The following is a 24614-nucleotide window of genomic DNA, read 5'->3' on the forward strand; positions in this document are numbered from 1 at the left end:
CGCGCTGCCGGGCGGTTCTGTCGCGTTGTCGGCCTCGCGTGCCGTGGCGCCGGGTGCCTTCGCCGTGCCACCGGCAGCCCTTGGCGCGGCGGCGTCGTGCGGGGTGGCGGCACGGGCCGGCTGTGCGGCCCCGCTGGTTCCGCCCGTTCCGCCGGTTCCGCCCGTCCGGGGCCGGGTGCCGTCGGTTCGCGGTCCGCTTCCGCTACCCGCCTGGGCCGTCCGTCCGGCTCTCGACGGGCCCTTCCCCGCCTCGGGGAGGGACGGCCCGGCCTTCGACTGAGGCGAGCCTTCCGGCTCTGCTTGCCCGGTCACCGACAAGGGAGAGCCCTCCGGATCTGCCGGCCCTGCGTTCGGCTGTGCTTGTCCGGCCTCCGGCTGTGCTTGCCCGGCCTCCGGCTGCGTTTTCCCGGCCTCCGGCTGTGCTTGCCCGGCCTTCGGCTGTGCTTGTCCGGCCTTCGGCTGTGCTTGTCCGGCCTTCGGCTGTGCTTGTCCGGCCTTCGGCTGTGCTTGTCCGGCCTTCGGCTGCGGGCGCGGTCCTCGATGGAGGTGTCGCCGCGCAGGCCGTAGACCTGCGCCAGCCCGGTGATGCCCACGGGCGTGCGGTGCCGCTGGGCGTAGCCCGGGTGCCGTTCGCTGAACTGCCGCACGAAGTACGGGCGTTCCGGGCGCGGCCCGACCAGACTCATGTCGCCGCGCAGGACGTTCCACAACTGTGGCAGCTCGTCCAGGGAGGTGCGGCGCAGCAGCCGGCCGATGCGGCTGGTGCGCGCGTCCCCGGCGACCGTCCAGCGGGTGGCCGCCTCGTGGTCGTCGGTGGGGCGTACGGTGCGGAACTTCAGCAGGCTGAAGGGGCGTCCGCCCTGTCCGATGCGTTCCTGGCGGAACAGCACGCCCGGTCCGTCCAGCAGTCTGACGGCCAGCGCGCAGGCGCCCAGCAGCGGTGCGGCCAGTACCAGGGCCGGGGTCACCAGCGCCAGGTCCAGCAGGCGCTTGCGCAGGCCGGTGCGCGGGCGTGGGCAGTCGAGCACCAGCCGCCGGCAGCTGAAGCCCCACAGGTGTGCGTCGTCGGGCCGGCCGTCGGGCCCGGCGTGCCCGCCGTGTGCTCCGAGTGCGCAGCCCGGCCGTACCAGCCAGCCGGTCACGCCGCGTTCGCCCAGCAGTTGGGCGAGCGCGGCGGTCTGCGGGTCCTCCCAGGGCGAGCCCACGAAGACGACGTCCTGCACCGCGCTGCGCGTCACTTCCTGGGCGACCTCCTCCAGCGTCGCGACGACCGGCAGGGTCCGCGCCTCCACATCGGCCCGGCCCGCGCGCGGGCCGTCCGTGCAGGGCAGGTCCTCGCAGGGCACGGACGTTCCCGCGGCAGGGGTGCCCTGGACGGCGAGGGCGTGCTCCGCCGCGGGGGCATCGGCGGGCGCACCCTGGCCGGTGTGCGCCGCCACGCTGTGCGTCTCCGCGCGGTGGCCGGGTCCGGCCTGCGCGCCGGGCTCGGCGATGCCGGGCTCGGCTTCGAGGGGCAGCGGTGCGGTGTCGCCGCGGACGGTGCGGCCGGGCACGCTGTCGTGTCCCGGGCCGGGTTCGACGAGGCCGACGGGCCGCAGTCCGTAGCGGGGACGGTCGGTGAGTGCCGCGGTGACCGCACGGGCGGTCGGGCCCCGGCCCACGACCAGGGCGGTGCGCGGCCTGCGCAGTCCGCGGCGGCGGTGCAGGGTGTGGACGAGGGCCCGCCCGGCGCAGGCGAGGGCGGCGGTGCCGGTGATGCCGGCCAGCATGCCGCACAGGGAGAGGGTGCCGGTCCAGCCGTAGGCGACCAGCACCGTCACGCCCATGCACCAGGCGGCCACGGAGCGGGCGGTGAGGGCGGGCAGTTCGTCGAGGGCTTGCGGGTCGAGGCCGGGCCGGTAGAGCCCGGCGCGTCGGCAGGTGGCCAGCAGCCCGGCGGTGACGGGTGGCAGCAGCAGCGGTGCGGCGTCGGCTCCGGCGCAGGCCAGGACGGCGACGGTGGCGGCCGTGGCGTCGGCGGCGGCCAGCGGGAGGGCGGTGGCGCGGCGGCGCCGGGCGGCGGCCTTGGGTCCCGCCACCGGCAGAGGGCCGCGTGCGGACGGCACCAGGGGCGGTGGCAGTCGTTGCGTGTGGTGTGCGCTCTCGCCGGTCTCCGGTCCGCCGGTGGCGACGGGGTGGGGCACGGCCGGCGCGGTGCGGGAGGTCCGGTCGGGCGGTTGAGCGTGTTCGGGGTCGGTGGGCTGTTCGGTGCCCCGGGGGAGGCCGTCCGTGGCCCCGGTGCCGCCCGGCCGGACGGGGACGGCGCCGGTGCTGTCCGGCGTCATCGTGCTCCCGCCCGTCGCGTCCCGGTGGCCCGGAAGGGGGCGGTGCGGGCGGCGGCCCGCTCGCGGAGCACGGCCGCGTACGTCTCCCGCACGGCGGCGGCGGTCTCGCGCACGTCGAATCCGGCCCGTACATGTTTGACGGCGGCCTCGGCGAGCTCCGCGCGGAGCCGCTGGTCGCGGGCGAGACGGGTCACGGCGTCGGCGAGCGCGACGGTGTCGTGGCAAGGCACCAGACAGGTGGTCTCCTGGCCCGGGGGCAGCAGTTCGCGGGAGCCGTCGACGTCGGTGACGACGACGGGCCGCCCGCACGCCATCGCCTCCAGCGGAGTGAGCGCCATGCCCTCCCACCGGGAGGGGAGGGCGACGACGTCGGCGGCGGCGTACCACTCGCGCACGTCGGCGGCGGCACCGGCGAAGACGACGTGCGGGGGCGCGACGCGGCGCAGCCGTGCCAGATCGGGGCCGTCGCCGACGAGGACGAGCCGCGCGTGCGGGACACGCGCGACGATCCGGGGCCAGGCGGCCAGCAGGATGTCCTGCCCCTTCTGCTCGCACAACCGTCCGACGCACACCACCAGGGCCGCCGTTGCGGGCACCCCGTACGAGGCGGTGAGCCGGGCCCGGGCGGACGCGTCGGGCTCGCCCGGGGCGAGACCGGCCGGCGGGGCGAAGCGGTCCAGGTCGATGCCGTTGCGCACCACGGCCCAGCGGGCGGCGATGCCGGCCGCCTCTCCCGTGCCGCGTTCGGCCTCGCTGACGCACAGCACCCGGTCCGCCCAGCGTGCGGCGTACCGCTCCCAGGCGCGGGCCAGCAGTGCGGTGCGACCGCGGGCGGCCTCGAACGACCAGGCGTGCGGCTGGTGGACGGTGGGGACACGGCCGCGCAGCGCCAGCCGGGCGGCCAGCCCCGCCTTGGCGCTGTGGGCGTGCACGAGGTCGGGCCGGAGCGAGCGGACCAGCCGCCGTACGCCGTACACCTCGGCGGGGACGTGGACGCCGGGCTCGCGGACGGCCGGCCAGGAGACGACCTGCGCACCTGAGTCCGCCGCGAGGTGGGCGAGCGCGCCGCCGGGCGGGCAGGCCACGACGACGCGCAGGCCCGCGCCGACCTGGGCCCGGGCCAGGTCGGTGACGACGCGCGCCACACCGCCCGTGACGGGCTGGGCGAGGTGCAGGACGGTCAACCGTCCCTGTGGCTCGCTGCCGCGTCGTTCTGTGCACTCTGCCAGCAGTTTCGGCATGGACGACTCCGCCTCCCGAGATGACGCAGAGTGACCTTGACAAAATCCGACTGTCGAACCCGGGCGGCACGCCGGTCGCCTGTGTGTTTTTCCCCGACTCGTCCCACGCGTGGCGGTGCGGACGCTCGCACATCCCGCTGAGCGTCACGGCCATGGGATGCCACCCGGGCGCGCGCTTGACTGTGCGGCACGGCAGGGCCGCGCGAGGGCGGCCCGCCAAGGACGTGGCACAGAAGGGGAGAGACGGGCATGCGGGAACTGCAAGGCGCCGCGCTGCTGGGAGCCGTGCTGCTCACCGGGCTGAGCGCGGGGCTCTACTACGGCTTCGCCGTCGCGGTGCTGCCGGGCCTGCGGCGGGCCGGCGACAGGACGTTCGTCGAGGGGATGCAGCGCATCAATGTGGCCATCCTCAACGGCTGGTTCCTGCTCCTGCTCGCCGGCTCGCTGCTGCTGATACTGGGCGCCGGTGCCCTGCGGCTGTGGGGCGGGGGCGGCACGGGCACGCTGCCGTGGATCGTGGCGGCGGCGGTGCTGTACCTCGCCGTTCTTGTGATCACCATGAAATGCAACGTTCCGCTCAATGACGCCCTGGACGCCGGCGGACTTCCCGGGAGCGCGGAGGGGATGGCCCGGCTGCGTGCGGAGTTCGAGGACGCCTGGGTGCGCTGGAACATCGTCCGCACCGTCTGCAACACCGCGGCCTTCGGCTGTCTGGCGTGGGCACTGGTGCGGCACGGCAACGGCGGCTGACCCCGCGCCGGGCCGTGGCGGCTCCTCCCCGCCGGGCCGTCGCGGCTACTTCCCGCCGAGCCCCAGCCGGCCGAACCGCAGGGCGCGGGCCATGATGTCCAGCGCCTCGTCGGCCCAGCCGATGACGTGCAGCCCGGAGGTGACGTTGCCGGGCGGGCGGTTGATGAGCGTGTCGCGGCGCACCAGACGCTCGAAGTCCACCCGCACCCGCCCGGTGCGCGGCTCGCCCCCGTACGGGGTGCGGAACTCCACGCCGGCCGTCCGCATCACATCGACCAGTTCCTGGGCGAGGATGCCGTAGGCGACCGTCGTCGGGTGGACGCCGTCCAGGGAGAACAGTCCGCCGTCGCTGCGCGCCTCGCCGTCGCTCAGCAGGAACCGTGAGTTGGGCACCGGGTCGAGGGCCCGCAGTTCGCGGGGGAGCGGATAGGGGGTCCACCAGCCGGGCCGGGCCGTGGCGTCCTCGATGTAGCGGCGGCAGGCCAGCCGGTCCAGCAGTCCTGCCGTGTCCAGCAGGTACCAGTCCCGTCCGGCGCGCCGTGCCGTGCGCACGACGTCGGCCATCGCGTCGTTGTACCGGTCGATCGCCGCGTCCACCGCCCGCGCCTGTTCGCCGGTCAGATGCGGGTCGCGCCGCCGGTCGAAGTCCCGGTCGCTGATCCACGGCCGGGTGTAGTACGGGAAGTAGCGGGAGCCGGCCGCGCCCTTCGCGTCCACCCCGCGCGCGACGGGGGCGATCGTCACATGGGGCACGGCGCACCAGATCACGTGCCGGGCTCTTATCCGTTCCACCGCCTGCGCCAACTGCCCCAGTTCGGCGGCGAAGTGCTCCGGCCGCCACACCGTGAACCGGCCCTTCCTGCGCAGGTCGTCGTAGCCCGCCTCGCTCCAGACGACCTTGAGGTCCACGACGGAGGACAGCGCGTTGTTGGCCCCGAGGAAGACGATCAGCGTCTCGATGCCGTGGTCCGGATCGGGTTCGCGTGCCTCCCCGGCGTCGTCGGCCGCCCGCTCGCCCAGCACCCGTGCGGCCTCGACCTGGGTGAGGGCGCCGGCGGAGGGCGGCCGGGTGGGCAGCGCACGCAGCGCCGCGCGTTCACCGGGGTTGCCGACCATCTGCCGGATCAGATCGTCGTGCGGGGCGCCGATCATCTTGCGGCACACGTCCGCCGACTTCTCCAGCGCGTCCCGCAGATCCCAGCCGAAGACGGCCAGATTGTGGTTGATCGCGGTCGTGGAGACCGGGGCGGCACCCGCGCCGCGCTCCCAGTGGTCCTCGACCTTGTCCATGAAGCGGCGGGCCCGGAAGAGCGCCGCGGGCGTCTCCCACCAGTCGATGTCCTTGCCGCAGTGCTCCTCCAGCTCGCGCAGCAGCATCTCCAGGTTGAGCGGCAGTCCGCCGGCACCGTCGTAGGACGGCTGGCGGAAGTGCGCGGACCAGCCCAGCTCGTGGGCGATGATCGCGGGGTAGGACAGCCCGGTCTGGAAGACGGCGCAGCTCTGGAAGCCCTGGGTGAGGGAGTCGCCGATGGTCACCAGCCGGTTGCGGGGCTCGCCTCGCCAGGAGGCGGCCACCGGGATGCCGAGGGTGGGGTCGGTGTAGGGCGCCCCCGGCGCGGACCGGCCGGCCGCGGCGGCGCTCGCGGAGGAGGGGGACGAGGAGGATCCGGAGGCGGGGGAGGGGTTGGGTGCGGATACGGGTCGCTGTGCCGTCATGTCACGCCCCGATCTGCCGTTGCCCGGGGTACCGCTGCTCGTGGCTGCGCGCCCTGGCACGGCCGTTTCCGGTGAGTACGGTGTCGTACCAGGCTCTTACCCACCGTTACACCTGTGCTGACGGCCCGTCGGCCGGCCGGCGGGAAGTGCGCTGTCGAGCGGGACGCTGCCGTGAACGCGTCCCGCTCGACGGCCACCGCCGGGGGACCCGACGGCCACGGCCCGGGGCGTACCGGAAGACGGCCGGTGCCATCCGGCCGCTCCGGGTGCGCAACTGCCGGTCTTCCCGGGCCGCATCGTCTCCCCGGACCCGGTGGACACCGCCGGCCGGCCGCTGTCCTCAGCCGTCGGGCGACGGCCGGTGGCGCGCTCCGGTGCGTCCCCCGGGGTCAGCCCTCCCCGGCGGCGCGCGCCGTGCCCTCGGTGAGGGCCGCCGCGATCTCCGCCTCGTCGAGTCCGGCCTCCCGCAGCACCGCACGGGTGTCGGCTCCCGGCGGGCGCGGCGCCCCGCGCACCCGGCCCGGGGTGCGGGTCAGCCCGATGGGCGTGGCGATGCCCCGGTAGCCGTCGTGCTCCACCACCATGCCGCGGTGCGCCACCTGGGGTGAGGACAGCGCCTCGGCGACATCGTGCACGGGGGAGGCGGGGATGCCCTCGTCGAGCAGTCTGCCCGCCAGTTCGGCCCGGCGGTGGCGGGCGAACCGCGGTGCCAGCTCGGCACGCAGGGCGGTGACGTTCCGCACCCGGTCGGGGTTGGTGGCGAACCGGGGGTCGGCGGCCAGCTCCGGCGCGTCCAGCAGCCCGGCGAGCGCCGCGAACTGCCGGTCGTTGCCGACGCCGACGAACAGCGGGCCGTCCGCCGCCTCGAAGGAGTCGTACGGGGCGATCGACGGGTGGGCGGAGCCGGTGCGGGGCCGCACCCGGCCGTCGGCGAGCCAGCCGGCCGAGTGCGGGTGCAGCAGGCCGACGGCGGTGTCCAGCAGGGTGCAGTCCACCAGTTGGCCGAGGCCCGAGCTGTTGCGTTCGTGGAGGGCCAGCAGCACCCCGGAGAAGGCGAGGATGCCGGTCACCATGTCCACCACGGGCACGCCGACGCGCAGCGGATCGCCGTCCGCCTCCCCGTTGACGCTCATCAGGCCGCCGTACGCCTGGAGCACCGCGTCGTAGCCGGGCCGGCCGCCCATCGGTCCGTCCGTGCCGAAGCCGGTGATCCGGCAGTGCACCAGTGCCGGGAAGCGGGTCCGCAACTCCTCGTCCGGCCAGCCCCACCGGGCGAGGGTGCCGGCCTTGAAGTTCTCCACCAGGACGTCGGCCGACCGCAGCAGCCGCCCCAGCAGCGCGCGGCCCCCGTCGCCCGACAGGTCCAGCACGATGTTCCTCTTGTTGCGGTTGAGGTTCTGGTAGTAGGCGCTGACCCGGGCCGGTCCGTCCTCGTCGCCGAGGAACGGAGGGCCCCAGCCGCGGGTCTCGTCCCCGCCCGGCGGTTCCACCTTGACGACGTCGGCGCCGTGGTCGGCCAGCATCTGGGTGCACAGCGGACCGGCCAGTACCCGTGACAGGTCCAGCACCCGCAGCCCTGCCAGGGGCTGTCGTCCGTCGCCGCGCATCAGTAGGACCTCGGCAGACCGAGTACATGGGTGGCCACGTGGTTGAGCACCATCTCCTGGCTGATGGGCGCCAGGCGCAGCAGCCGCGACTCGCGGAAGTACCGTTCGACGTGGTATTCGCGGGCATACCCCATGCCGCCGTGTGTCTGCACCGCCGCGTCGGCCGCCTGGAAACCGGCCTCGGCGCACAGCCATTTGGCCATGTTCGCCTCCTTGCCGCAGGGCAGCCCCCGGTCGTACCGCCAGGCGGCGTGACGGGCGGCCAGCCCCGCCGCCTCCAGCCGGGTCGCCGCCTCGGCCAGCGGGAACGCGATGCCCTGGTTCTGCCCGATGGGACGGCCGAAGACGACCCGTTCGCCGGCGTACCGCACCGCCGCGTCGAGGGCCGCACGGCCGATGCCCAGCGCCTCGTGGGCCAGCAGGATCCGCTCGGGGTTCAGCCCGTCGAGCAGATACCGGAAGCCCTGCCCCTCCTCGCCGATCCGCCGGGAGGCGGGCACCCGCAGCCCGTCCAGGACGACCTCGTAGGAGGCGACCGCGTTCCGGCCCATCTTGGGGATGGGCCGCAGCCGGACGGCTCCGGGGTCCAGATCGGCCAGGAAGAGGGATATGCCGTCGGTCGGCTTGGCCACCTCCTCGCGCGGGGTGGTGCGGGCGATGAGGACGATCATCTGCGACTGACCGGCCTTGGTGATCCACACCTTGCGGCCGTCGATGACGTAGTCGTCGCCGTCCCGCCGGGCGACGGTGGAGATCCGCGTCGTGTCCGTCCCCGCGTCGGGTTCGGTGACGCCGAAGCAGACGTGCAGCGAGCCGTCGGCGGCGCGGGGCAGGATCTCCCGCCGCAGCCGCTCGCTGCCGTGCTTGACCAGGGTGTTGAGCCCGAAGATCGTCAGGTGCATCGTGCTGCACCCGTTCATCCCGGCCCCGGAGGCGGCGACCTCCTCCAGCAGCAGGGACGCCTCCAGGATGCCGAGGCCGCCACCGCCGTACTCCTCGGGGACGGCCATGCCCAGCCAGCCGCCCTCGGCGAACGCCTCGTAGAACGCCTGCGGGAAGCTGCCCGCCTCGTCCTGCTCCGCCCAGTAGGTGTCGGGGAAACGCGCCGCCAGTTCGCGTACGGCTTTCCGGATGGCTTCCTGGTCCTCGGTGAGCTGGAAATCCATGTGCGGCAGCCCGCCCTTCGGTCACGGTTCGGATATACGGCCGGGAACAGGGACAGCCGCGATGCTAGGAGGGGGTATCGGCCAGGTCAATGGGTACGAAGAGGTGCCAACGGGCTGGTGGGTGGCGGGTGTTAAGGCGTACGGTTCGTATATGCGAACGCGAGGAGGGGTGTGACATGACCGGGACCACGGCGCGGGCCCATCGCACCGTCAGCCGCGTCACCGGGGTACTGGAGGCCGTGGCCCGCACGGACGGCGCCCGACTACACGCACTGGCCGCCGAACTGGGGGCGCCCAAGTCGTCCGTCTTCGGCCTGGTCAAGGGGCTGGTGGCGGAGGGCTATCTCACCGAGGAAGCGGGCGTCTACCGGCTCGGCCCCGCACTGGGCGGGCTGCTGCCGCCCGCCGCCCCCGAGGTCGCCGAGGCCGCCGTGCCCGTACTGGAGGCACTGCGCGACCGGTTCGGGGAGACCGCCATGCTGGGCATCGCCGTGGGGGACTCGCTCAGCTATCTGGCCGCCGCCGAGTCGCCGCAGCTCATCCGCTACTCGGCCCCGCTGCGCACCCGCCGCCCCCTCTACCCGCCGAGCGCCGGGAAGGTCCTGCTCGCCCACCGCCCCGAGTCACGGCGTGCCGCCTGCCTGGAAGCGCTCCTGGCCGACCCGGCGGCCCGGGAGCGCGCCCACGACGAGCTGCGGCGGGTCCGCGCGGAGGGCGTCGCCTTCAACCGGGGCGAAACCCTGCCCGATGTGAGCGCGGCGGCCCGTCCCGTCCTGGTGGCGGGCACGGTGCGCGCGGTCGTCGCCGTCGCCGGGCCCACCAGCCGGATCGCCGCACGGCTGGAGACGGTGGCCGACGGCCTGCGGGACGCGGTACGCACCGTCGCGGCACGGCTCGGCGGATGAGGGCCACAAGGCCGGCTCGCCCGCCAGGATCCGCCGCTCCCGGCCGCCGCTCTCGTGGCCACTCGCGCCGGGGCACGGTCCCCGCCGCGCTCACACCGCGCCCTCCTGCCGCAGCCCGGTGATCTCCTCGGCCGAGAAGCCCAGTTCGGCCAGCACGGCATCCGTGTGCTCCCCCACGTCCGGCACCGGGTCCATCCGGGGTGCCGCACCCGTCGGACCCGGCGGGGCCAGGGCGGGCAGCGGCCCCACCGGGGTGCCGACCCGGTGCCAGCGCTGCCGGGCCGCCAACTGCGGGTGCCGCCACACCTCGTGCACGGAATTGACGCGGGCCGAGGCCACCGGTATCCGGGCCAGCAGAGCCACGGCCTCGTCCCCGGTCAGCTCCGCGAAACGCGCCGCGATCAGCGGACCCAGGGTGTCCCGGTGCCGGTCCCGCTGCGCGTTGCCGCGGAAGTCGGGATGCTCCGCCAGGTCCGGGCGGCCCAGGAAACGGGTGCAGAAACCCTGCCACTCGCGTTCGTTCTGCACGCTGAGCATGACGGTCTTCCCGTCGCCCGCCGTGAAGGGACCGTACGGATAGATGGTCGCGTGCGCGGCGCCCGCACGCGGCGGGGGTGCCGCACCGTCGTAGGCGTAGTACAGCGGGAACCCCATCCACTCCACCGTCGCCTCGAACAACGACACGTCCAGGTGGCTGCCCTCCCCGGTGCGGCCCCGCTCCAGCAGCGCCGCCAGCACCGAACTGTAGGCGTACATGCCGCCCGCGATGTCGCTGACCGCGATGCCGGCCTTGGCCATCTGCTCCGGCGTGCCGGTCACCGACAGCAGTCCCGCCTCGCTCTGCACCAGCAGGTCGTACGCCTTCGCCGTCTCGTACGGTCCGCCCTGGCCGTAGCCGGAGATGTCGCAGACGATCAGCCGCGGCCACGCCTCCCGCAGCGACGCGGCGTCCAGCCCCAGCCGGCGGGTGGCGCCCGGCGCGAGGTTCTGCACGAAGACGTCGGCCCGCTCCAGCAGCGCGCGCAGCACGGCCATACCGCGTGGATGCTTCAGATCGCAGGTCAGCGACTCCTTGCCGCGGTTGGCCCACACGAAATGCGAACTCATGCCGCCGGCGCGGCTGTCGTAGGCGCGGGCGAAATCCCCGCCGCCGGGCCGTTCCACCTTGATGACGCGGGCGCCCAGATCGGCGAGCTGGCGGGTGGCGTAGGGGCCCGCGACGGCCTGTTCGAGAGCGACGACGGTCACTCCGCTCAATGGTCGCACCGGATTCCTCCTGCGGCGGTCGGAGACGGGACGGGGGACGACGGACGGGGACGACGGGGGGCTGGGGAGCGGCGGAGCGGGGACGCGAACGGGCGGGACCGGGCAAGAGGCGGGGGCAAACGGTCGCGACGCGGGTGACCGTCGCACGCGGTGGCGGCGTGGGTGAGGTGCCCCGGCGAGCCCGCGTCACGTCCGCCCCGGGCGCCGCGCGAGCACACCCGGACACCATCGGCCGCCGCGTCAACTCGCTTCCCTGGGGCGGGAGTCTGAGAGATCATCTCTCGCGGCAAGCAGGGCCGGTCCACGTCGCCGGGCCCCGGCGCACGTGGGCCCATACGGGGAAACGGGTGAGCCGCATGACCGACATCCAGGGCAAGCCGGGCGCCAGTGAGCAGGCCGGTGTCCGGCTCGCCGTCGCCGTGTACGTCGAGGCGGAGCTGCTGCGGCTCGGCCTGGAGGCCATGCTGCCGCGGCTGGCCGTCGTCGACCGCGCGGAGCTGTTCTCCGGGCCCGAGGCCGTCGAACGGGCCCTGACCGAGCACCGCTTCCACATCCTGCTCCTCTCCAGCGCCAACGCCGGCCACCGGGACGCAACGGCCGCCGGTCCCCGTAGGCTGCCCTCCCTCACCCGGCTCCGCCACACCCGGCCGGGACTGCGCACCCTCGTCGTCCTCGACCCGGCCGACGCCGAGTCCGGCACCGCGCTGGCCCGCCTGCCCGCCGACGGCTATCTGCTCCGCGAGGAGCTGACCGCGGTCTCGCTGGAGCGGGCACTACGGCAGCTCGCCGCGGACGAGATGCCCATGCCGCTGCGGCTCGGACGGCAACTCCTGCGCCACGCCGGCGAGTCCGCGCACCGGCTGCCGGCCCGCACCGTGCGGCTCACCGCCCGCGAACACGAGGTGCTCGACCAACTGGTCGCCGGGCTCAGCAACAAGGAGATAGCCCGCCGGCTGCGCATCTCGGAGCACGGGGTGAAACGCCTGGTCAGCAGCGTCCTGCTGAAACTGGACGCCACCAACAGGACGGCGGCCGTGGTGACGGCCATGAAGCTCGGCCTCACCGACTGACCCACCGCCCCGCCAGGGGGCCGACGCCTCCCGGACGCCGCCCCGCCGCCTGCGCCGGCGCGACCGGAAGCCGCCCGTCGGTACCACGGGCCGGCAGGCACCCGCCCGGCCACCGGCCCGCAGCATCCGCACGGCCACCGGCCGACGGGTGCTGCCGGCGCCTGCGCGGCGGGCCGCGTGCCCGGCGGGTGGCCCCCCGGCCCGCCCGCCCGCCGCCATGACGGCCCGTCGTCGCGCCGTTCCGTTTGCCGGGTCCTGCCATTCCGCCGCCTCATCCCTGCTCACCGCCATGCCCTGGTCACCGCCGTGCCCTGGTCACCGTCATGTCCTGCTCGCCGACAGGGTGTGCGCGGCAGTGGGGCGTGCTCGGCGCAGGGTCACGGGTGTCGATACAGGCACGGGGCGGCGCCCACTTGCGAGCGGGTGCCGTGCGGTTGCCCGCCCTCACGGGGTGGGCGGCTCGTCCGTGCCCGGCGCGGGCGGTGGACCCTAGCCGATCGGGTACCCCATCCGCCCACCTCAGTCCGGGCGGCCATCCGGGGCTGTCGGGCCGCCGGGGGCGGTCCGAGGATGAGCTCAGCCCCCGCCCCGAGAGGACCCCGTATGAGCTGGAGGCATCAGGACCCGGCCGCCCTCGCGGACGCCGCCGTCAGCAGTTGCGTCCTGGCCGCCGATCCGTTCGCGCAGTCGGCCGCACCGGGCTTCTGGACCTGGTCGCGGGATGCGCACCGTGCGGTCACCGACGCCGTGGGGGCGCTTCCCGACGCGCGGATCCGCACCCTGGCCGAGACGGTTGCCAAGGACCCGGCCGACATCCCCGCCTGCCGTCTGCTGACGGCGCTGCTCGCCGACCGGCTGCGCCGGCACGGCGAGGAGCCGGTCACCACGCGGCTGGCTGAGCTGGTGTGGGAGGCGGAGACCTCCTCCCGGCTGCGGATGCAGACCGGCACCGAACGGCCCGCCGGGCTCGGCGCGCCCGCCGCCCGGGAGATCCTGCGGACGGCCCGGCCGGCGGCGGGTACGAAGGGGCCGGTCGACGCGGCGGTCGTCATCCCGTTCCGGGAGCGCGGCGCCGAGAGCGACCGCACCCGCAATCTGGCGGCCGTGCTGCACGCCCTCAACAACCAGAGCCATCCGCGCGACCGCTACCGGGTGGTCGTCGTGGAGTCGGACGGCGAGCCGCGCTGGGAGCAGCTGTACGGCCCGTACTGCGACACCTATCTGTTCGCGGAGAACCCCGGCCCGTTCAACTACTCGTGGACGATCAACGCGGGCGTGGTGCACGGGGCCCGGCCCGCCGAACTCGTCTGCGTCCTGGAAGCGGACATCCTCGTCGACCAGGGGTTCGTCGAGCGCGCGGTGGAGCGGTTCCGGGTGCCCGGCACCCAGGCCCACTGGCCGTTCGAGGACGTGCTGTACCTGGACGCCGCCTCCAGCCACCAGGCGGTCACCGAGCGCTGTCTGGAGGGCCGGCCCGCCGTGGAGCGGGACGCGCTGCGCGGCGTGTTCCTGCGCCGCTCGCCGGGGGCCTGCGTCTGGCTGCGGGAAAGCCTCTTCACCCGGATCGGCGGCTACGACGAACGGTTCACCGCCGGCTGGGGCGGCGCCGACAACGACTTCGCCTGGCGGGCCGACCTGTACGGCGGCATGGACCGGCACCGCGACCGCATGGTGCATCTGCACCACGCGCGCGCCGCCGACTGGTACGACGCCGAGGGCACCGGAGCCGGCGCCTACGCCACGTTCCCCTGGTGCACCTGGCCGCCCGACGCGGTGATCGGCGATCTGGCCGCGTTCCGTCCGCAGCGCTCCGACTGAGGCAGCAGCGCCCTTTCCGGCACATACCGCACACAGGGGAAGGCAACCCATGGAACCAGTGGTCGGCATCGGCCCGGTCTCGCGCACGACCGTCGACGCGGCCCTCACGGTCGCCCGGCGCACCCGCACCCCGCTCATGCTGATCCCCAGCCGCCGTCAGGTGGACGCCGCCGAGTTCGGCGGCGGCTATCTGGGCTGGACGACGGACGAGTTCGCCGCCTACGTGCGCGAGCACGACACGGAAGGGCTCACGCTGCTGTGCCGGGACCACGGCGGGCCCTGGATGCACCCCGCGGAGGCGACGCTGACGGACCCGGCCGAGGCGATGGCCTCCTGCCTCGCGTCCTTCACCGCCGATCTCGACGCCGGTTTCGGCCTGTTGCACATCGACACCTCCGAGGGCCGGCCCGGCACCGGGCCCGCACCGGCGCGGGAGGCCGCAGAGCGGCTCGTGGAGCTGTACGCGCGCTGTCACGCGGAGGCCACCGCGCGCGGTGTCACGGTCGCCTACGAGATCGGTTTCGAACCGCAGGACGTGGACACCAACGACCCCGACGAGTTCAAGGCGGCACTCCGCTCCGTGCTGGAGGGCATCGAGGCGGCGGGCGCGCCCAGACCGCGGTACGTCGTCGCGCAGACCGGCACCAAGGTGGCCGAGCTGCGCAACGTCGGGCGCTTCCACCGGCCCGGCGCGCGGTCCGAGACGCTGCGCCAGGTCTCCACCCTGGCCGCCATCTGCCACCAGGAGGGCGTCCTGCTCAAGGCGCACAACTGCGACTACCTCACGGTGGAGGAGACGGCGCTGCTGCTGCGCGCGGGCGTGGACGCGTTCAACGTGGCACCCGAGTACGGGGTGACCGAGACCCGCGCCCTGCTGCGGGTGCTGGACGAAATGGCGCTGCCCCGGGCGAAGGAGGACTTCCTCCGGCTCGCCCACGACAGCGGCAAATGGCGCAAATGGCTGCTGGAGCCCAGCACGGCGACCGATGTCGAGCGTGCCGTCATCGCGGGCCACTACGTCTTCCGCACCGACGAGGGCCTGCGTATCCGCGCCGAGGCCGCGCACGCCCTCAGCCGCCGGGGCCGGCCGCCGCTGGAGACGGTGCTGCGGGAGGCGGTCGCCGAACGGATCGGCGCCGCGCTCCGTGCCGTCGCCGCCGCCCGTACCCCGGTGGCAGCAGCCGGCCGGGCCACCGGCGCACGGCCCGTCCCGGACCCGGCCCCCGTCCAGGACCCGGCCTCCCTCCCGGACCCGGCCGCCGCCGGCCCGGCGCCCGGAGCGGCGCGGTGACCGCCGCCGGTACGCGGGCGTCCGCGCCCGAGACGCTTCAGGAGGCCGTCGACCGGGTGCTGCGGGTCCCCGACGAGCACCGCACCTTCACCAAGGACGCGGCGTTCGCCGAGGAGACCTGGGCCATCGGGCCCGGATTGCTCGAAGCCCTCCTCGACCACGGCCTGCCGCACCGCGGCCCGGCCGGCCGGCGCCGCTTCGAACGCACCGACCTGCACAACATCAGCACCTACCTCAATCTGCCCTCCCCCTACTTCCGGGCGCTGGCCCGCAAGGCGCGGGCCATGGACGAGGCCGCCCGGAGCGGGGAGCCGCACCGCCACCGGCTGGAGCTGACCGCCCAGTGCGCGGGGCCGGGCCACGCAGCCCCCTGCGCCTTCGAGCCCGTACCCGGGCTGGCCGCGCACAGCGTGCCCGGCAGCCTGCGGCACACCGCGCCCGGCACCTTTACCGTCGAGGCGCGTCTCCCCTCGGACACCTACGTGTTCGACGACGACCGCTCCGAGCTGCTCTCGCTCGTCGCCGACTGGGAGCTGTACGTCCTGCCGGATGGCGTCATCGAGGACGAGGACTTCTCCCGTCGGACCCGTCTGGCCAACTGCCTCATCCCCACGCGGCTGCTGCTGCGGGAGGCCGCACGGCGCGGCATCCGGGCCCGGCACGGGGCGGGCCTGCTGGTGGCGCCGCCGTTCACCACCCTGCACCACTGGATCGAGTTCGAACTGGATGGTGTGTGGCGGGCTGCCGACCCGGTACTGCTGACCGCGTTCGCGCGCTGGGGCATGACCGACCCGGCCGCCTGGCCGTACAACCGCTCCGTCGCCGGCATCGTCTGGCACCTGCTGACCTGGCCGCCGGAGGTCTTCTTCCCCGTCGTCCGCGACCACGGCCGCCAGGCCCCGCTGCACATCACGGCACGCTGACCGCGCCCGCACGCGGCGCAGCCGCACGTCCGCCATCCGCACCGCCATCCCGACCGGAAGGACCGCACCCATGGGCAGCCCCACCACCGAAGGCGTCTTCACCGCCATCAGCGAGCCGGAAGGCGACACCGGCGCCCACCCGTCCCGGCCCCCGCGGCAGGTGGCGCCCGGAGTGCGGGTCATCGAGTTCGCCGACACCAAGAAGGTCGTCAAGCTGTGGGGCCAGGAACGCTGGCTGCACGAGGAGGAGCCGGACGGCCCCTACGGTTTCAAGTTCATCCGCATCAAGGCGGGCCACCGCACCTCGCTCCAGTACCACGAGCACAAACGGGAGAGCTACTTCATCCTCGAGGGCGAGGCGGTGATGCACTACCGCGAGACCCGCGACGGCGAGACCCTGCGCCTGCCCATGCCGGCCGGGACGCTGGCCCATGTGGACCCGGGCGCGGTCCACCGGGTGGAGGGCGTCACCGACATCGTGCTGGTGGAGGTCTCCACCTACGACGACGGTTCGGACAACGTCCGGCTGGAGGACGACTACGGCCGCGGTGACGGGCGGATCGCCGGCGAGCACGCCGAGCCCGCGTCCGAAGAGCGCTGAGCATGGGCGGCTTCACCGTTCCCAAGTACCGCTACCCCGCCCAGTTCGCGGGCGGGGAGCGGGAGCTGCTGGACCGGATCGGGGAGGTGCTGCTGCGCGGCGGCTACGTCCTGGGGGAGGAGGTCGCCGAGTTCGAGCGGCGGCTGGCCGGCTACCTGGGCGCCGCGCACACCGTCGGCGTCAACTCCGGCACCGACGCGCTGATCCTCACCCTCGACGCGCTCGGCATCGGCCCCGGCGACGAGGTGATCACCGTCGCCAACTCCTTCCACGCCACCGCCCAGGCCATCGCCCGGCGCGGCGCCACCCCCGTCTACGTGGACTGCCGCGACGACGACTTCCTGATGGACCTCGACCTGCTGCCCGCCGCGTTCACCGAACGCACCCGCGCCGTCATCCTCGTCCACATGTTCGGCAAGGCGGCGGACGTGCCCCGCGCCGCGCGACTGGCACGCGACGCGGGAGTCACCCTCGTCGAGGACTGTGCCCAGGCCATCGGGGCCCGCAGCCACGGCGTCCGCGTCGGCACCGCCTCGGCGGCCGGCTGCTGGAGCTTCGCCCCGTCCAAGAACCTCGCCGCCGCTGGTGACGCCGGAGCCGTCAGCGTCCAGGACGACGCGCTCGCCGACCGGCTCCGGCTGCTGCGGCACTTCGGCCAGCCCCGCCAGAACCAGCACGACATCCTCGGCTACAACTCCCGCCTCGACACCCTCCAGGCCCTCGTCCTGCTGCACAAACTCGACCGGCTCGACACCTGGAACGCCCGCCGCGCCACGGTGGCCGCCACCTACCGGGAACGGCTCGCCGGGCTGCCGCTCCGCTTCCAGGACCCCGGCGAGGAAGGCGGCCACGTCTACCACCTCTTCCAGGTGTGCACCGAGAGCGAGACCGTGCGCGACGGGCTCCTCGCCCACCTGACCGACTCCGGCATCGACGCCGTCGTCCGCTACCCCGTACCCCTGCCCCGCCAGCCCGCCCTCGCCGGACCCGCGGCGGACCGCCACCCCTGCCCCGTCGCCGAGGACCTGTCCCGCCGGACGCTCTGTCTGCCCATCCGGCCCGACCTGGACGCCGCCGAGATCGGACACGTCTGCCACGCCGTCACCGGCTACTTCACCACGCGGGCCGGCTGATGGAGACCCGCGTGACCACCGCCCCCGACGACGCCGCGTTCGAGGGCTATCTCGAACTCGCCCGGCACGCCTTCGCGAAGACGCCCTACGGCCACTCCCGGCTGCGCGCCCACGGCATCACGGCGCTGGCCGTGCGCGGCAGCGAAGTGCTGGGCGGCGGGCTCTTCCTCCCGTTCGCCCAGCACTTCGGCGGACGCCCCGTGCCCTCCGGCGGCGTCGCCTGGCTCACCGTCGCCCCCTGGGAGCGCGGCGCAGGACACGCCCGCCGGCTCACCGACGAGGGCACCGACCGGCTGCGCGGCGAACACGGCGCCGTCCTCGCCTGCGCCTGGACCCCGGCACCGGGCCTCTACCGGCGCTGGGGCTGGGAGGCGGTCGCCGTCGCCTCCGGCCACACCCTCACCCCCGCCGACGTTCCCCGCCCCGCCCGCCCCGGCACCGTCTGCCGCCCCGACGAGGCCGCCCGCGCTGCGCTGCGCGACCGGCTCGCGCCCCGCTGGAACGGGCCGCTGCGCCGCCCCGCCTGGTGGCACGAGTGGAAGAGCCGCACCCTCCCCGACGCGTTGACGCTCGGCATCACCAGAGAGGGGACGCTCGCCGGATACGCGACCTTCACCGTCGAACCCCACCAGCAGTGGGGCGTCACCGCCGTCGTCCACGAGCTGTGGCACGACAGGCTCGAAGACCTGCCCGCGCTGCTCGACGCCGTCACCGCCCGCTCGCCCCAGGTACGGCACCTGCGCTTCCGGCGCTCCGTCCTGCCCCGCACCGGGCCCCTGCACTGGGCGCTGGACCACTACACGGTGCGCGAGGAGGGCTGGTACCCGTGGGTGCTCACCCTGCTCGACGTCCCGCGCGCCCTCGAAGCCCGCGGCTGGCACCCGCACCCGCGCGGCGCCCTCGGCCTCAAGGTCGTCACCCCGGAGGGCAGAACCACCCCGTACGCGCTCACCTTCGAGGACGGCCGCCTCCAGGCCCGGCGCGGCAGCCCCCCGCCGGGCCGGGCCGCCGCCCGCACCGTACGGCTGCCCGCGGGAACCCTCGCCGCCTGGTACGCGGGCGCCCTGCCGCTGTGCCACGCCGCCCGGCTGGGCACCGCCGAAGGGGACGAGAGGGACCTGGCCCTCCTCGACGCACTGGCCGCCGGCCACCAGCCGTGGCTCCCGGACAGCTTCTGACCGCCGCCGTACCGGTTCTGACCGCCGCCGTACCGGCCACCCCGCCCAGGGAGCCCGGCCGGCGCCGCGCCGCCCCAGCCCGACCCGAGGAGGGACCGACACATGCACCCCCGGACAGGTCACGGCGCCGCCCGGCCCCGCCCCGCGCCGCCCCCGCAGCCCCACCGCGCCGCCGCGCGCCCCGCCGCCGGCCGGCCGGCCCCACGTCACCGAGGACCGCAGCGGCACCAGCAGCCGGGACGTCATCGGGGCCCGGGGCCGCACCGGCAGCCGGCTCGGTGTCAGCGGCCGGCGCGGCAGCGGGGCCGGCCGGCCGCCCCGTACGTCCGCCGCGCCCCGCGCCCGCCCCGTACCGCGGGCACCCGCCTCTCCCGCAGCCCGCGCCCCGGGACCCTCCCCGGGCGGGCGGCGCCGCGGCCGTCAGGGCACGGTGGGGCCGTCTGATGCCCGGCGACGCCCGCACCACGTTGCTCGTCATCGCCAAGGAGCCGCGCCCCGGCCGGGCGAAGACCCGGCTCGCCCCCGCGTTCACCGCGCGCGGTGCCGCCGCGCTCGCCGCAGCGGCGCTCACCGACACACTGCGCACCGTGCTCGCGGTGCCGGCCCGCCGGCGGATCCTCGTCCTCGACGGCCGGCCCGGACCGTGGCTGCCGGAACCGGGCGAGGGCGGCGCCAGGCTGGAGATCGTGCCGCAGGCCGGCGGCTCCCTCGACGAACGGCTGGCCGCCGCGTTCGCGCTGTGCGACGGCCCCGCTCTGCTCGTCGGCATGGACACCCCGCAGCTCACCCCCGCACATCTGGCCCCCGCCACCGGCCCCGCCGCCTGGCACCGGCACGACGCCTTCTTCGGGCCCGCTGCCGACGGCGGCTTCTGGGCCCTCGGACTGGCCGCACCCGACCCCGCGCTGCTGCGCGGCGTCCCCATGTCCACCCCCCGCACCGGGGCGGTGCAGCGCGCCCGGCTGGTGGCCGCCGGACTGACCGTGACGGACCTGCCCGAGCTGCGGGACGTGGACGAACCCGAGGACGCCGCGGCCGTCGCCGCCCAGGCCCCCGGCACCCTCTTCGCCGCCGAACACGCCCGGTGGCGGCGGCCGGCACAGGACGCAGCCGCCCGGCCCGACGGTGGCGAAGAGGGTGCGGGGAGGTCCGGTACGGCGTGAGAGAAGGGAGGCGGACGGACACCGGGTCCTGGCGGGAGGACCCCTACACCGAGGCCCTCGGGCGGGGCCGCGGCCCGCTGCTGCTGCGCGGCCCCGGCGGCTGGAGCCTCCCGCTGGACATCGAGCGCTGGTGCGGCGCCGCCGACGCCGCCGACCTGACCGTGCTGGACCGCTGCCGCGGCGCCGTGCTCGACATCGGCTGCGGGCCCGGCCGGCTGGTGAGCGCCCTGCGGGCAACCGGCCACCCCGCGCTGGGCATCGACGTCAACCCGGCGGCCGTCGGCCGTACGGTGCTGCGCGGGGGCCGCGCCCTGTGCCGCTCCGTCTTCGACCCCCTCCCGGCGCCCGGCGGCTGGGACACCGCCTTGCTGATGGACGGCAACATCGGCATCGGCGGCGACCCGGCCCGGCTGCTGCGCCGCGTCGCCCGGCTGGTGCGGCCCGGCGGTCTGCTGCTGGCGGAGGTCGCCGGGGACGACGTGGACGAACGGCGCCGGGTGTGGATGGAGGACGGCCACGGCGCCCTGGGCACTCCGTTCGCCTGGGCCCGGTTGGGTGCCCCGGCACTGCGCCGCAGCGCGCGCCGCACGGGGTGGACGCCGGTGGACAACTGGTCGAAGGACGCCCGCGAGTTCGTCGCCCTCCGCAACGGCACCCCGGCCCCGCCGCGCCGCCTCACACCACCGGCGGCCGTCCCGTCCGAGTAAGCCGCCACACGGTCCGCCACCCCAGGGGCCGCCGCCCTTGCGTGTGCGTCCCCCCTGTGGGGTGAGGGACTTGGCGGTCCGTCCCGTGCGGGGAGAGGGGGAGGTTACCGGCAGCGGTCGCGCCGGGCGGTGCGGTGACACGGAAGAGGGTGCGGTCCGCCGGACCCCGCGGCGGGGCCGGTGTGCGTCCCGTGCCAGACTCCACCGCAGGTGGCGGCCGTCGCCGTGGGTGCTTCCCGTGTGCGGCCCGCGCCGCACCGGGACCCGCACAGCGCAGCTTGCGAAAGGACGTCCGTTGAAGGGGAACTGGCCCGGCGGCACCATGCGCGCCGCCCGCATCACCGGCCTGGGGCGAACGGAACTGGCCACCGTGCCGGTTCCGCAGCCGGAGGCGGGGACGGTGCTCGTCCGCACCCGGCAGGTGGGTGTCTGCGGCACCGATCTGGAGATCCTGCACGGTACCTCGGCGTTCCTCCAGGACGGCCGGATCACCTTCCCGCACGTCTTCGGCCACGAGTGGTACGGGGAGGTGGCCGCCTACGCGGACGAACCGCCCCAGGGCGCACCGGCTGTCGGCTCCCTCGTCGTCGGCCGGACGATGGTGCCGTGCGGGCGCTGCGACCGGTGCCACGCCGGCCGCACCCAGATGTGCGCCGCGCTCAGCGAGATCGGGCTGTACGGCTTGCAGGGCGCCGCCGCCGACTACGTGCGGGTGCCCGTGCACGCTCTCACCCCGCTGCCCCCCACGCTGCCCCGGTACGCGGGTGCGCTCATCGAGCCGGCGGTCTCGGTGGTGGAGGCGTTCGAGCGGGCGCGCCTGCGGTTCGACGACCGGGTCGCCGTCATCGGCACCGGCACGATGGGGCTGCTGGCCGTCCAGTTCGCGCACCGGTACGCGGCTGCCGTGGACGCGGTCGGCATCGACGAGGCGGGCCTGGAGCTGGCCCGGCGCTTCGGTGCAAACGCCGTCCACCACGCCGACGCTGCCCCGCAGGGCGCCTACTCGCTGGTGATCGAGGCGTCCGGTGCCGCCTCGGCGTTCACCGGTGCGCTGCGGATGGCCCGGCGCGGTGCCCGTGTCGCGCTGGTGGGGGTCGCCAGGGAGCCGGTCTCCTTCGTCCCCGGGGAACTCTCCCTCCAGGGCGTGGACGTGCTCGGCATCCAGCACGGCATCTCCCACTACGACCGGACGGTCGCGCTGTTCGCGCAGGGTGCGCTCCAGGCGGAACCGCTGGTGGCCGAGGTGCTTGCGGCGGAGTCGGTGGGGGAGGCGTTCGCCCTGCTGGAGCGGGGGAGGAGCGGCCCGCCGAAGATCCTGCTGGACTTCGGCGGGTGAGGTGAGGCGCTCGCGGCGCGGAGCCAGGGGGGGCGGGCGGCACACCGCCGCCCGCCCCCCGTCGGCTCAGTGCGCGGAGCGGGACGCTCCGCCCAGCAGCCGGGCGACGGCCCGGAAGGGGAGCGTGACGACCGTGGCGATGGCGCCGCCTATCGCGCGCAGCACGTCGGCGATGGCGCGGAGCATCTTGTCCTCCTCACGTGGACGGAAAGAGTGCCTGTCCGCCCTACGGGTGGCCGTCGGCGCGGGGCGTAAACCCGCTGTCACCACAGCGTCGTCGCAGCAGCGCCCGGTGTCCCCGCCGACGCCGGCACCGCCGTGCCGGCCGGCCGTGCGGCGAGCGCGCCCCGCTCGAAGTCCAGCAGGTGCCGCTTGCGTTCGATGCCGCCGCCGTAGCCGGTGAGCTGCCCGGCCGAGCCGACGACACGGTGGCAGGGCACCACGATGCTGATCGGGTTCCGCCCGTTGGCCAGGCCGACGGCCCGCGCGGCCCTGGGCCTGCCGATGCGTGCGGCCAGCTCCCCGTACGAGAGCGTCCCGCCGTACGGGATGTCGCACAGGGCCCGCCACACGGTGCGCTGGAAGTCGGTGCCCTCGGGGGCGAGCGGCAGTGTGAACTCCTTGCGGTCTCCCGCGAAGTACTCGCCCAGCTGCTCGGTCACCTGCCCGAAGGCGCCCGGGTCCCGCGGCCCGAACGTCTCCTGCGGGGGACGGTGCCGGTGCGGGTCCATGTAGATGCCGGACAGCGTGCCGTCGGTGGCCACCAGGGTGAGCGGTCCGACGGGGCTGTCGATGACGGTGTGCGTGCGGTGCATGGCGCGTCCCTTCTCGGTTCCCCGCCATTCTCGCGGGCCGGCCGGGCGCGGACCGGCGGGAATGCGACATCACGATCGGCCGGTCAGACGGCGGCCGGCTGCCCGTCCCAGCGTGTCCGGGCCGCCGCCACCCGCTCCCGGTAGTCCGCGTAGCCGCGCTCGTAGCCGTCCCGCTCCCGCTCGTCGGGCTCCACCAGCCGGTAGCGGGCGTACCACTGCTCCTCGTCCACCGGGTCGCCCAGCGCGGCGCGGGCCACCACGGCGGCGCCGCGGGCTCCCACCTCGGGCTCCAGCGGCACCCGTACGGGCCGCCCGAGGATTCCGGCGAAGGTTTTCATCCAGCCCGCGGAGCGGGTGCCGCCCCCGCAGGCGATCAGTGTCCGGGACAGTCCGGCGGCCTCCAGACAGTGCCGGGCCGCGTAGCCGACGGCCTCGCACATGGCCCGCACCACATCGGCGCGGTCGTGGCCCAGGGACATGCCCTCGAAGGAGGCGCGCGCCCCGGGGGAGACGAAGGGGGCGCGCTCGCCCGCCTCGGACAGGAACGGCAGGGCGGTCACCCCGCGTGCGCCCGCCGGGCTGCGCTCCAGCAGGGTCTCCAGGTCGCCGGTGGACGCGCCGACCAGGCCGAGCACCCAGTCGATGCCGGCGGTGCCGACCATGGCGGGCAGTGCCCGCAGCCAGTGGCCGCTGCGCGGGGTGCACAGCCACATCCCGGCGGGTTCGCCGTCGCGGGGGCCGTCGGCGCGGTCGGTGAGCACCTGGCAGGCCAGTGTGGTGCCGACGGTGAGCAGTCCGTCGCCCGCCTGCCGCACGCCGCTGCCGATGGCGCAGGCGGGCAGGTCGTAGGGGCCGGAGGTGACGGGCAGTCCCTCGGGCAGGCCGAGGAGCGCCGCGCCCTGTGCGTCGAGGACCAGCACGGTGTGCGGCGCGGCGGGTTCGGGCAGCAGGTGCGCCCAGTCGCTCACGCCGCAGGCGGCGAGCGCGGCGGGGGAGTAGGTGCGGGTGACCGGGTCGAGGAAGGGGAGGGTGGCGTCGGAGGCGTCGACGCTGACGGTGCCGGTCAGCCGCTGGGCTATCGCGTCCACGCAGTAGCCGGCGACCGCGGCGCGTCGCAGGGTGTCGGGTTCGTGCGCGGCCAGCCACGCCAGCAGCGGCGCGTGGCAGCCGGGGAACATGCCGGATCCGGTGTGCCGGAAGATCTCCCGCACGGTGCCGTCCCGCTGCCAGCCGGTGACCAGGCCGGCGGCGCGGCCGTCCATCCACGAGATCATCCTGCGTACGGCCCGGCCTTCGGCGTCGCGCAGCCACAGTCCGTCGCCCTGTCCGGTCAGGGCGAGCGCGGCGGGCGGTCCGGGCAGGGCCGTGGCGACCTCGCGGACGACCGAGGCCACGCTGCCGAGCACGTCCTCCAGGTCCTGTTCGACGATGCCGCCGGGTGCGCGCAGCAGGGCGGAGGGCCGGGAGGCGATGTGCAGGGTGTGCCCGTCCCGGTCGAAGGCGACGGCCTTGGTGACGGACGTGCCGACGTCGACGCCGATGATCGCCCCAGCGGTTTCTCTCATGGCCGTGCGCCCTCCAGACGGCAGTGCTTTCGGGCACTG

General features: G+C 75.3%; 21 protein-coding genes. 12 read left to right on the forward strand and 9 right to left on the reverse strand.

Features of this window, described 5'->3' with window-relative positions; all coding sequences use genetic code 11:
- Positions 1-308: 308 nt before the first annotated feature.
- Positions 309-2324, reverse strand: a complete 2016-nt coding sequence (locus IO40_RS0116685; protein WP_244190321.1) for a sugar transferase — start codon at positions 2322-2324, stop codon at positions 309-311.
- Entirely contained in the window at positions 2321-3565 is a 1245-nt protein-coding gene (locus IO40_RS0116690; protein WP_031175669.1) for a glycosyltransferase, read from the reverse strand. The genes IO40_RS0116685 and IO40_RS0116690 overlap by 4 nt, the downstream gene beginning before the upstream one ends.
- A gap of 249 nt (positions 3566-3814) precedes the next feature.
- On the opposite strand from IO40_RS0116690, the gene IO40_RS0116695 reads away from it, so the two are divergent.
- Complete coding sequence (locus tag IO40_RS0116695) at positions 3815-4315, forward strand: anthrone oxygenase family protein (RefSeq protein WP_031175670.1); 501 nt, start codon at positions 3815-3817, stop codon at positions 4313-4315.
- 45 nt (positions 4316-4360) lie between these two features.
- Here IO40_RS0116695 and IO40_RS0116700 read toward each other — a convergent pair whose 3' ends face one another.
- The 3 genes from IO40_RS0116700 to IO40_RS0116710 form a co-directional block, all read right to left on the reverse strand.
- On the reverse strand, positions 4361-6031 hold the full coding sequence (locus IO40_RS0116700; protein WP_031175671.1) for a hypothetical protein: 1671 nt from the start codon (positions 6029-6031) through the stop codon (positions 4361-4363).
- A 389-nt stretch (positions 6032-6420) separates the two neighbouring features.
- Entirely contained in the window at positions 6421-7638 is a 1218-nt protein-coding gene (locus tag IO40_RS0116705; protein WP_016471077.1) for a CaiB/BaiF CoA transferase family protein, read from the reverse strand.
- The gene (locus tag IO40_RS0116710; protein WP_031175672.1) at positions 7638-8804 is read right to left on the reverse strand and encodes an acyl-CoA dehydrogenase family protein; all 1167 of its coding nucleotides are present in this window, start codon (positions 8802-8804) and stop codon (positions 7638-7640) included. Before IO40_RS0116710 ends, IO40_RS0116705 begins: the two co-directional genes overlap by 1 nt.
- Before the next feature lie 176 nt (positions 8805-8980).
- On the opposite strand from IO40_RS0116710, the gene IO40_RS0116715 reads away from it, so the two are divergent.
- A complete protein-coding gene (locus IO40_RS0116715) occupies positions 8981-9709 on the forward strand; it encodes an IclR family transcriptional regulator (protein ID WP_016471079.1) in 729 nt (242 codons plus the stop codon).
- 90 nt (positions 9710-9799) lie between these two features.
- Here the strand turns inward: IO40_RS0116715 and IO40_RS0116720 are convergent, their stop codons facing one another.
- Positions 9800-10975 (reverse strand): CaiB/BaiF CoA transferase family protein, encoded by a 1176-nt coding sequence (locus IO40_RS0116720; protein WP_016471080.1) that lies wholly within the window; start codon positions 10973-10975, stop codon positions 9800-9802.
- Between the two features lie 356 nt (positions 10976-11331).
- On the opposite strand from IO40_RS0116720, the gene IO40_RS0116725 reads away from it, so the two are divergent.
- The 10 genes from IO40_RS0116725 (at position 11332) to IO40_RS0116770 (ending at position 22195) form a co-directional block, all read left to right on the forward strand.
- Positions 11332-12045 (forward strand): LuxR C-terminal-related transcriptional regulator, encoded by a 714-nt coding sequence (locus IO40_RS0116725; RefSeq protein WP_016471081.1) that lies wholly within the window; start codon positions 11332-11334, stop codon positions 12043-12045.
- A 603-nt stretch (positions 12046-12648) separates the two neighbouring features.
- Positions 12649-13863 (forward strand): glycosyltransferase family 2 protein, encoded by a 1215-nt coding sequence (locus tag IO40_RS0116730; protein ID WP_016471082.1) that lies wholly within the window; start codon positions 12649-12651, stop codon positions 13861-13863.
- Between the two features lie 49 nt (positions 13864-13912).
- The gene (locus IO40_RS0116735; RefSeq protein WP_031029403.1) at positions 13913-15154 is read left to right on the forward strand and encodes a class II D-tagatose-bisphosphate aldolase non-catalytic subunit; all 1242 of its coding nucleotides are present in this window, start codon (positions 13913-13915) and stop codon (positions 15152-15154) included.
- On the forward strand, positions 15151-16077 hold the full coding sequence (locus IO40_RS0116740) for a transglutaminase-like domain-containing protein (protein ID WP_016471084.1): 927 nt from the start codon (positions 15151-15153) through the stop codon (positions 16075-16077). The genes IO40_RS0116735 and IO40_RS0116740 overlap by 4 nt, the downstream gene beginning before the upstream one ends.
- A 70-nt stretch (positions 16078-16147) precedes the next feature.
- Complete coding sequence (locus IO40_RS33660; protein WP_016471085.1) at positions 16148-16678, forward strand: cupin domain-containing protein; 531 nt, start codon at positions 16148-16150, stop codon at positions 16676-16678.
- A 2-nt stretch (positions 16679-16680) separates the two neighbouring features.
- Positions 16681-17811: a DegT/DnrJ/EryC1/StrS family aminotransferase gene (locus IO40_RS0116750; protein WP_016471086.1), complete on the forward strand. Its 1131-nt coding sequence runs from the start codon at positions 16681-16683 to the stop codon at positions 17809-17811.
- An 11-nt stretch (positions 17812-17822) separates the two neighbouring features.
- Positions 17823-18989: a GNAT family N-acetyltransferase gene (locus IO40_RS0116755; RefSeq protein ID WP_234029828.1), complete on the forward strand. Its 1167-nt coding sequence runs from the start codon at positions 17823-17825 to the stop codon at positions 18987-18989.
- Between the two features lie 443 nt (positions 18990-19432).
- Positions 19433-20152: a TIGR04282 family arsenosugar biosynthesis glycosyltransferase gene (locus IO40_RS0116760; protein WP_016471088.1), complete on the forward strand. Its 720-nt coding sequence runs from the start codon at positions 19433-19435 to the stop codon at positions 20150-20152.
- The gene (locus IO40_RS0116765) at positions 20149-20859 is read left to right on the forward strand and encodes a class I SAM-dependent methyltransferase (RefSeq protein ID WP_031175674.1); all 711 of its coding nucleotides are present in this window, start codon (positions 20149-20151) and stop codon (positions 20857-20859) included. Before IO40_RS0116760 ends, IO40_RS0116765 begins: the two co-directional genes overlap by 4 nt.
- A gap of 295 nt (positions 20860-21154) precedes the next feature.
- Entirely contained in the window at positions 21155-22195 is a 1041-nt protein-coding gene (locus tag IO40_RS0116770) for a zinc-dependent alcohol dehydrogenase (protein ID WP_234336556.1), read from the forward strand.
- A gap of 66 nt (positions 22196-22261) precedes the next feature.
- On the opposite strand, the gene IO40_RS39445 is transcribed toward IO40_RS0116770, so the two are convergent.
- From IO40_RS39445 to IO40_RS0116785, 3 genes are all read right to left on the reverse strand, one after another.
- Positions 22262-22381 (reverse strand): LPFR motif small protein, encoded by a 120-nt coding sequence (locus IO40_RS39445; RefSeq protein ID WP_016471091.1) that lies wholly within the window; start codon positions 22379-22381, stop codon positions 22262-22264.
- 77 nt (positions 22382-22458) lie between these two features.
- Positions 22459-23010 carry a methylated-DNA--[protein]-cysteine S-methyltransferase gene (locus tag IO40_RS0116780; protein WP_016471092.1) on the reverse strand — a complete coding sequence of 184 codons (552 nt, stop codon included), beginning with the start codon at positions 23008-23010 and terminating at the stop codon, positions 22459-22461.
- Between the two features lie 83 nt (positions 23011-23093).
- Positions 23094-24575, reverse strand: a complete 1482-nt coding sequence (locus tag IO40_RS0116785; protein WP_031175676.1) for an FGGY-family carbohydrate kinase — start codon at positions 24573-24575, stop codon at positions 23094-23096.
- Between the last annotated feature and the right edge of the window lie 39 nt (positions 24576-24614).

Source organism: Streptomyces albus subsp. albus, assembly GCF_000725885.1.
Taxonomy (GTDB): domain Bacteria; phylum Actinomycetota; class Actinomycetes; order Streptomycetales; family Streptomycetaceae; genus Streptomyces; species Streptomyces albus.

Coding starts and splice junctions, on each gene's coding strand:
- IO40_RS0116685 (WP_244190321.1), bottom strand. CDS start 2,324: ATGACGCCGGACAGCACCGGCGCCGTCCCCGTCCGGCCGGGCGGCACC.
- IO40_RS0116690 (WP_031175669.1), bottom strand. CDS start 3,565: ATGCCGAAACTGCTGGCAGAGTGCACAGAACGACGCGGCAGCGAGCCA.
- IO40_RS0116695 (WP_031175670.1), top strand. CDS start 3,815: ATGCGGGAACTGCAAGGCGCCGCGCTGCTGGGAGCCGTGCTGCTCACC.
- IO40_RS0116700 (WP_031175671.1), bottom strand. CDS start 6,031: ATGACGGCACAGCGACCCGTATCCGCACCCAACCCCTCCCCCGCCTCC.
- IO40_RS0116705 (WP_016471077.1), bottom strand. CDS start 7,638: ATGCGCGGCGACGGACGACAGCCCCTGGCAGGGCTGCGGGTGCTGGAC.
- IO40_RS0116710 (WP_031175672.1), bottom strand. CDS start 8,804: ATGGATTTCCAGCTCACCGAGGACCAGGAAGCCATCCGGAAAGCCGTA.
- IO40_RS0116715 (WP_016471079.1), top strand. CDS start 8,981: ATGACCGGGACCACGGCGCGGGCCCATCGCACCGTCAGCCGCGTCACC.
- IO40_RS0116725 (WP_016471081.1), top strand. CDS start 11,332: ATGACCGACATCCAGGGCAAGCCGGGCGCCAGTGAGCAGGCCGGTGTC.
- IO40_RS0116730 (WP_016471082.1), top strand. CDS start 12,649: ATGAGCTGGAGGCATCAGGACCCGGCCGCCCTCGCGGACGCCGCCGTC.
- IO40_RS0116735 (WP_031029403.1), top strand. CDS start 13,913: ATGGAACCAGTGGTCGGCATCGGCCCGGTCTCGCGCACGACCGTCGAC.
- IO40_RS33660 (WP_016471085.1), top strand. CDS start 16,148: ATGGGCAGCCCCACCACCGAAGGCGTCTTCACCGCCATCAGCGAGCCG.
- IO40_RS0116750 (WP_016471086.1), top strand. CDS start 16,681: ATGGGCGGCTTCACCGTTCCCAAGTACCGCTACCCCGCCCAGTTCGCG.
- IO40_RS0116760 (WP_016471088.1), top strand. CDS start 19,433: ATGCCCGGCGACGCCCGCACCACGTTGCTCGTCATCGCCAAGGAGCCG.
- IO40_RS39445 (WP_016471091.1), bottom strand. CDS start 22,381: ATGCTCCGCGCCATCGCCGACGTGCTGCGCGCGATAGGCGGCGCCATC.
- IO40_RS0116780 (WP_016471092.1), bottom strand. CDS start 23,010: ATGCACCGCACGCACACCGTCATCGACAGCCCCGTCGGACCGCTCACC.
- IO40_RS0116785 (WP_031175676.1), bottom strand. CDS start 24,575: ATGAGAGAAACCGCTGGGGCGATCATCGGCGTCGACGTCGGCACGTCC.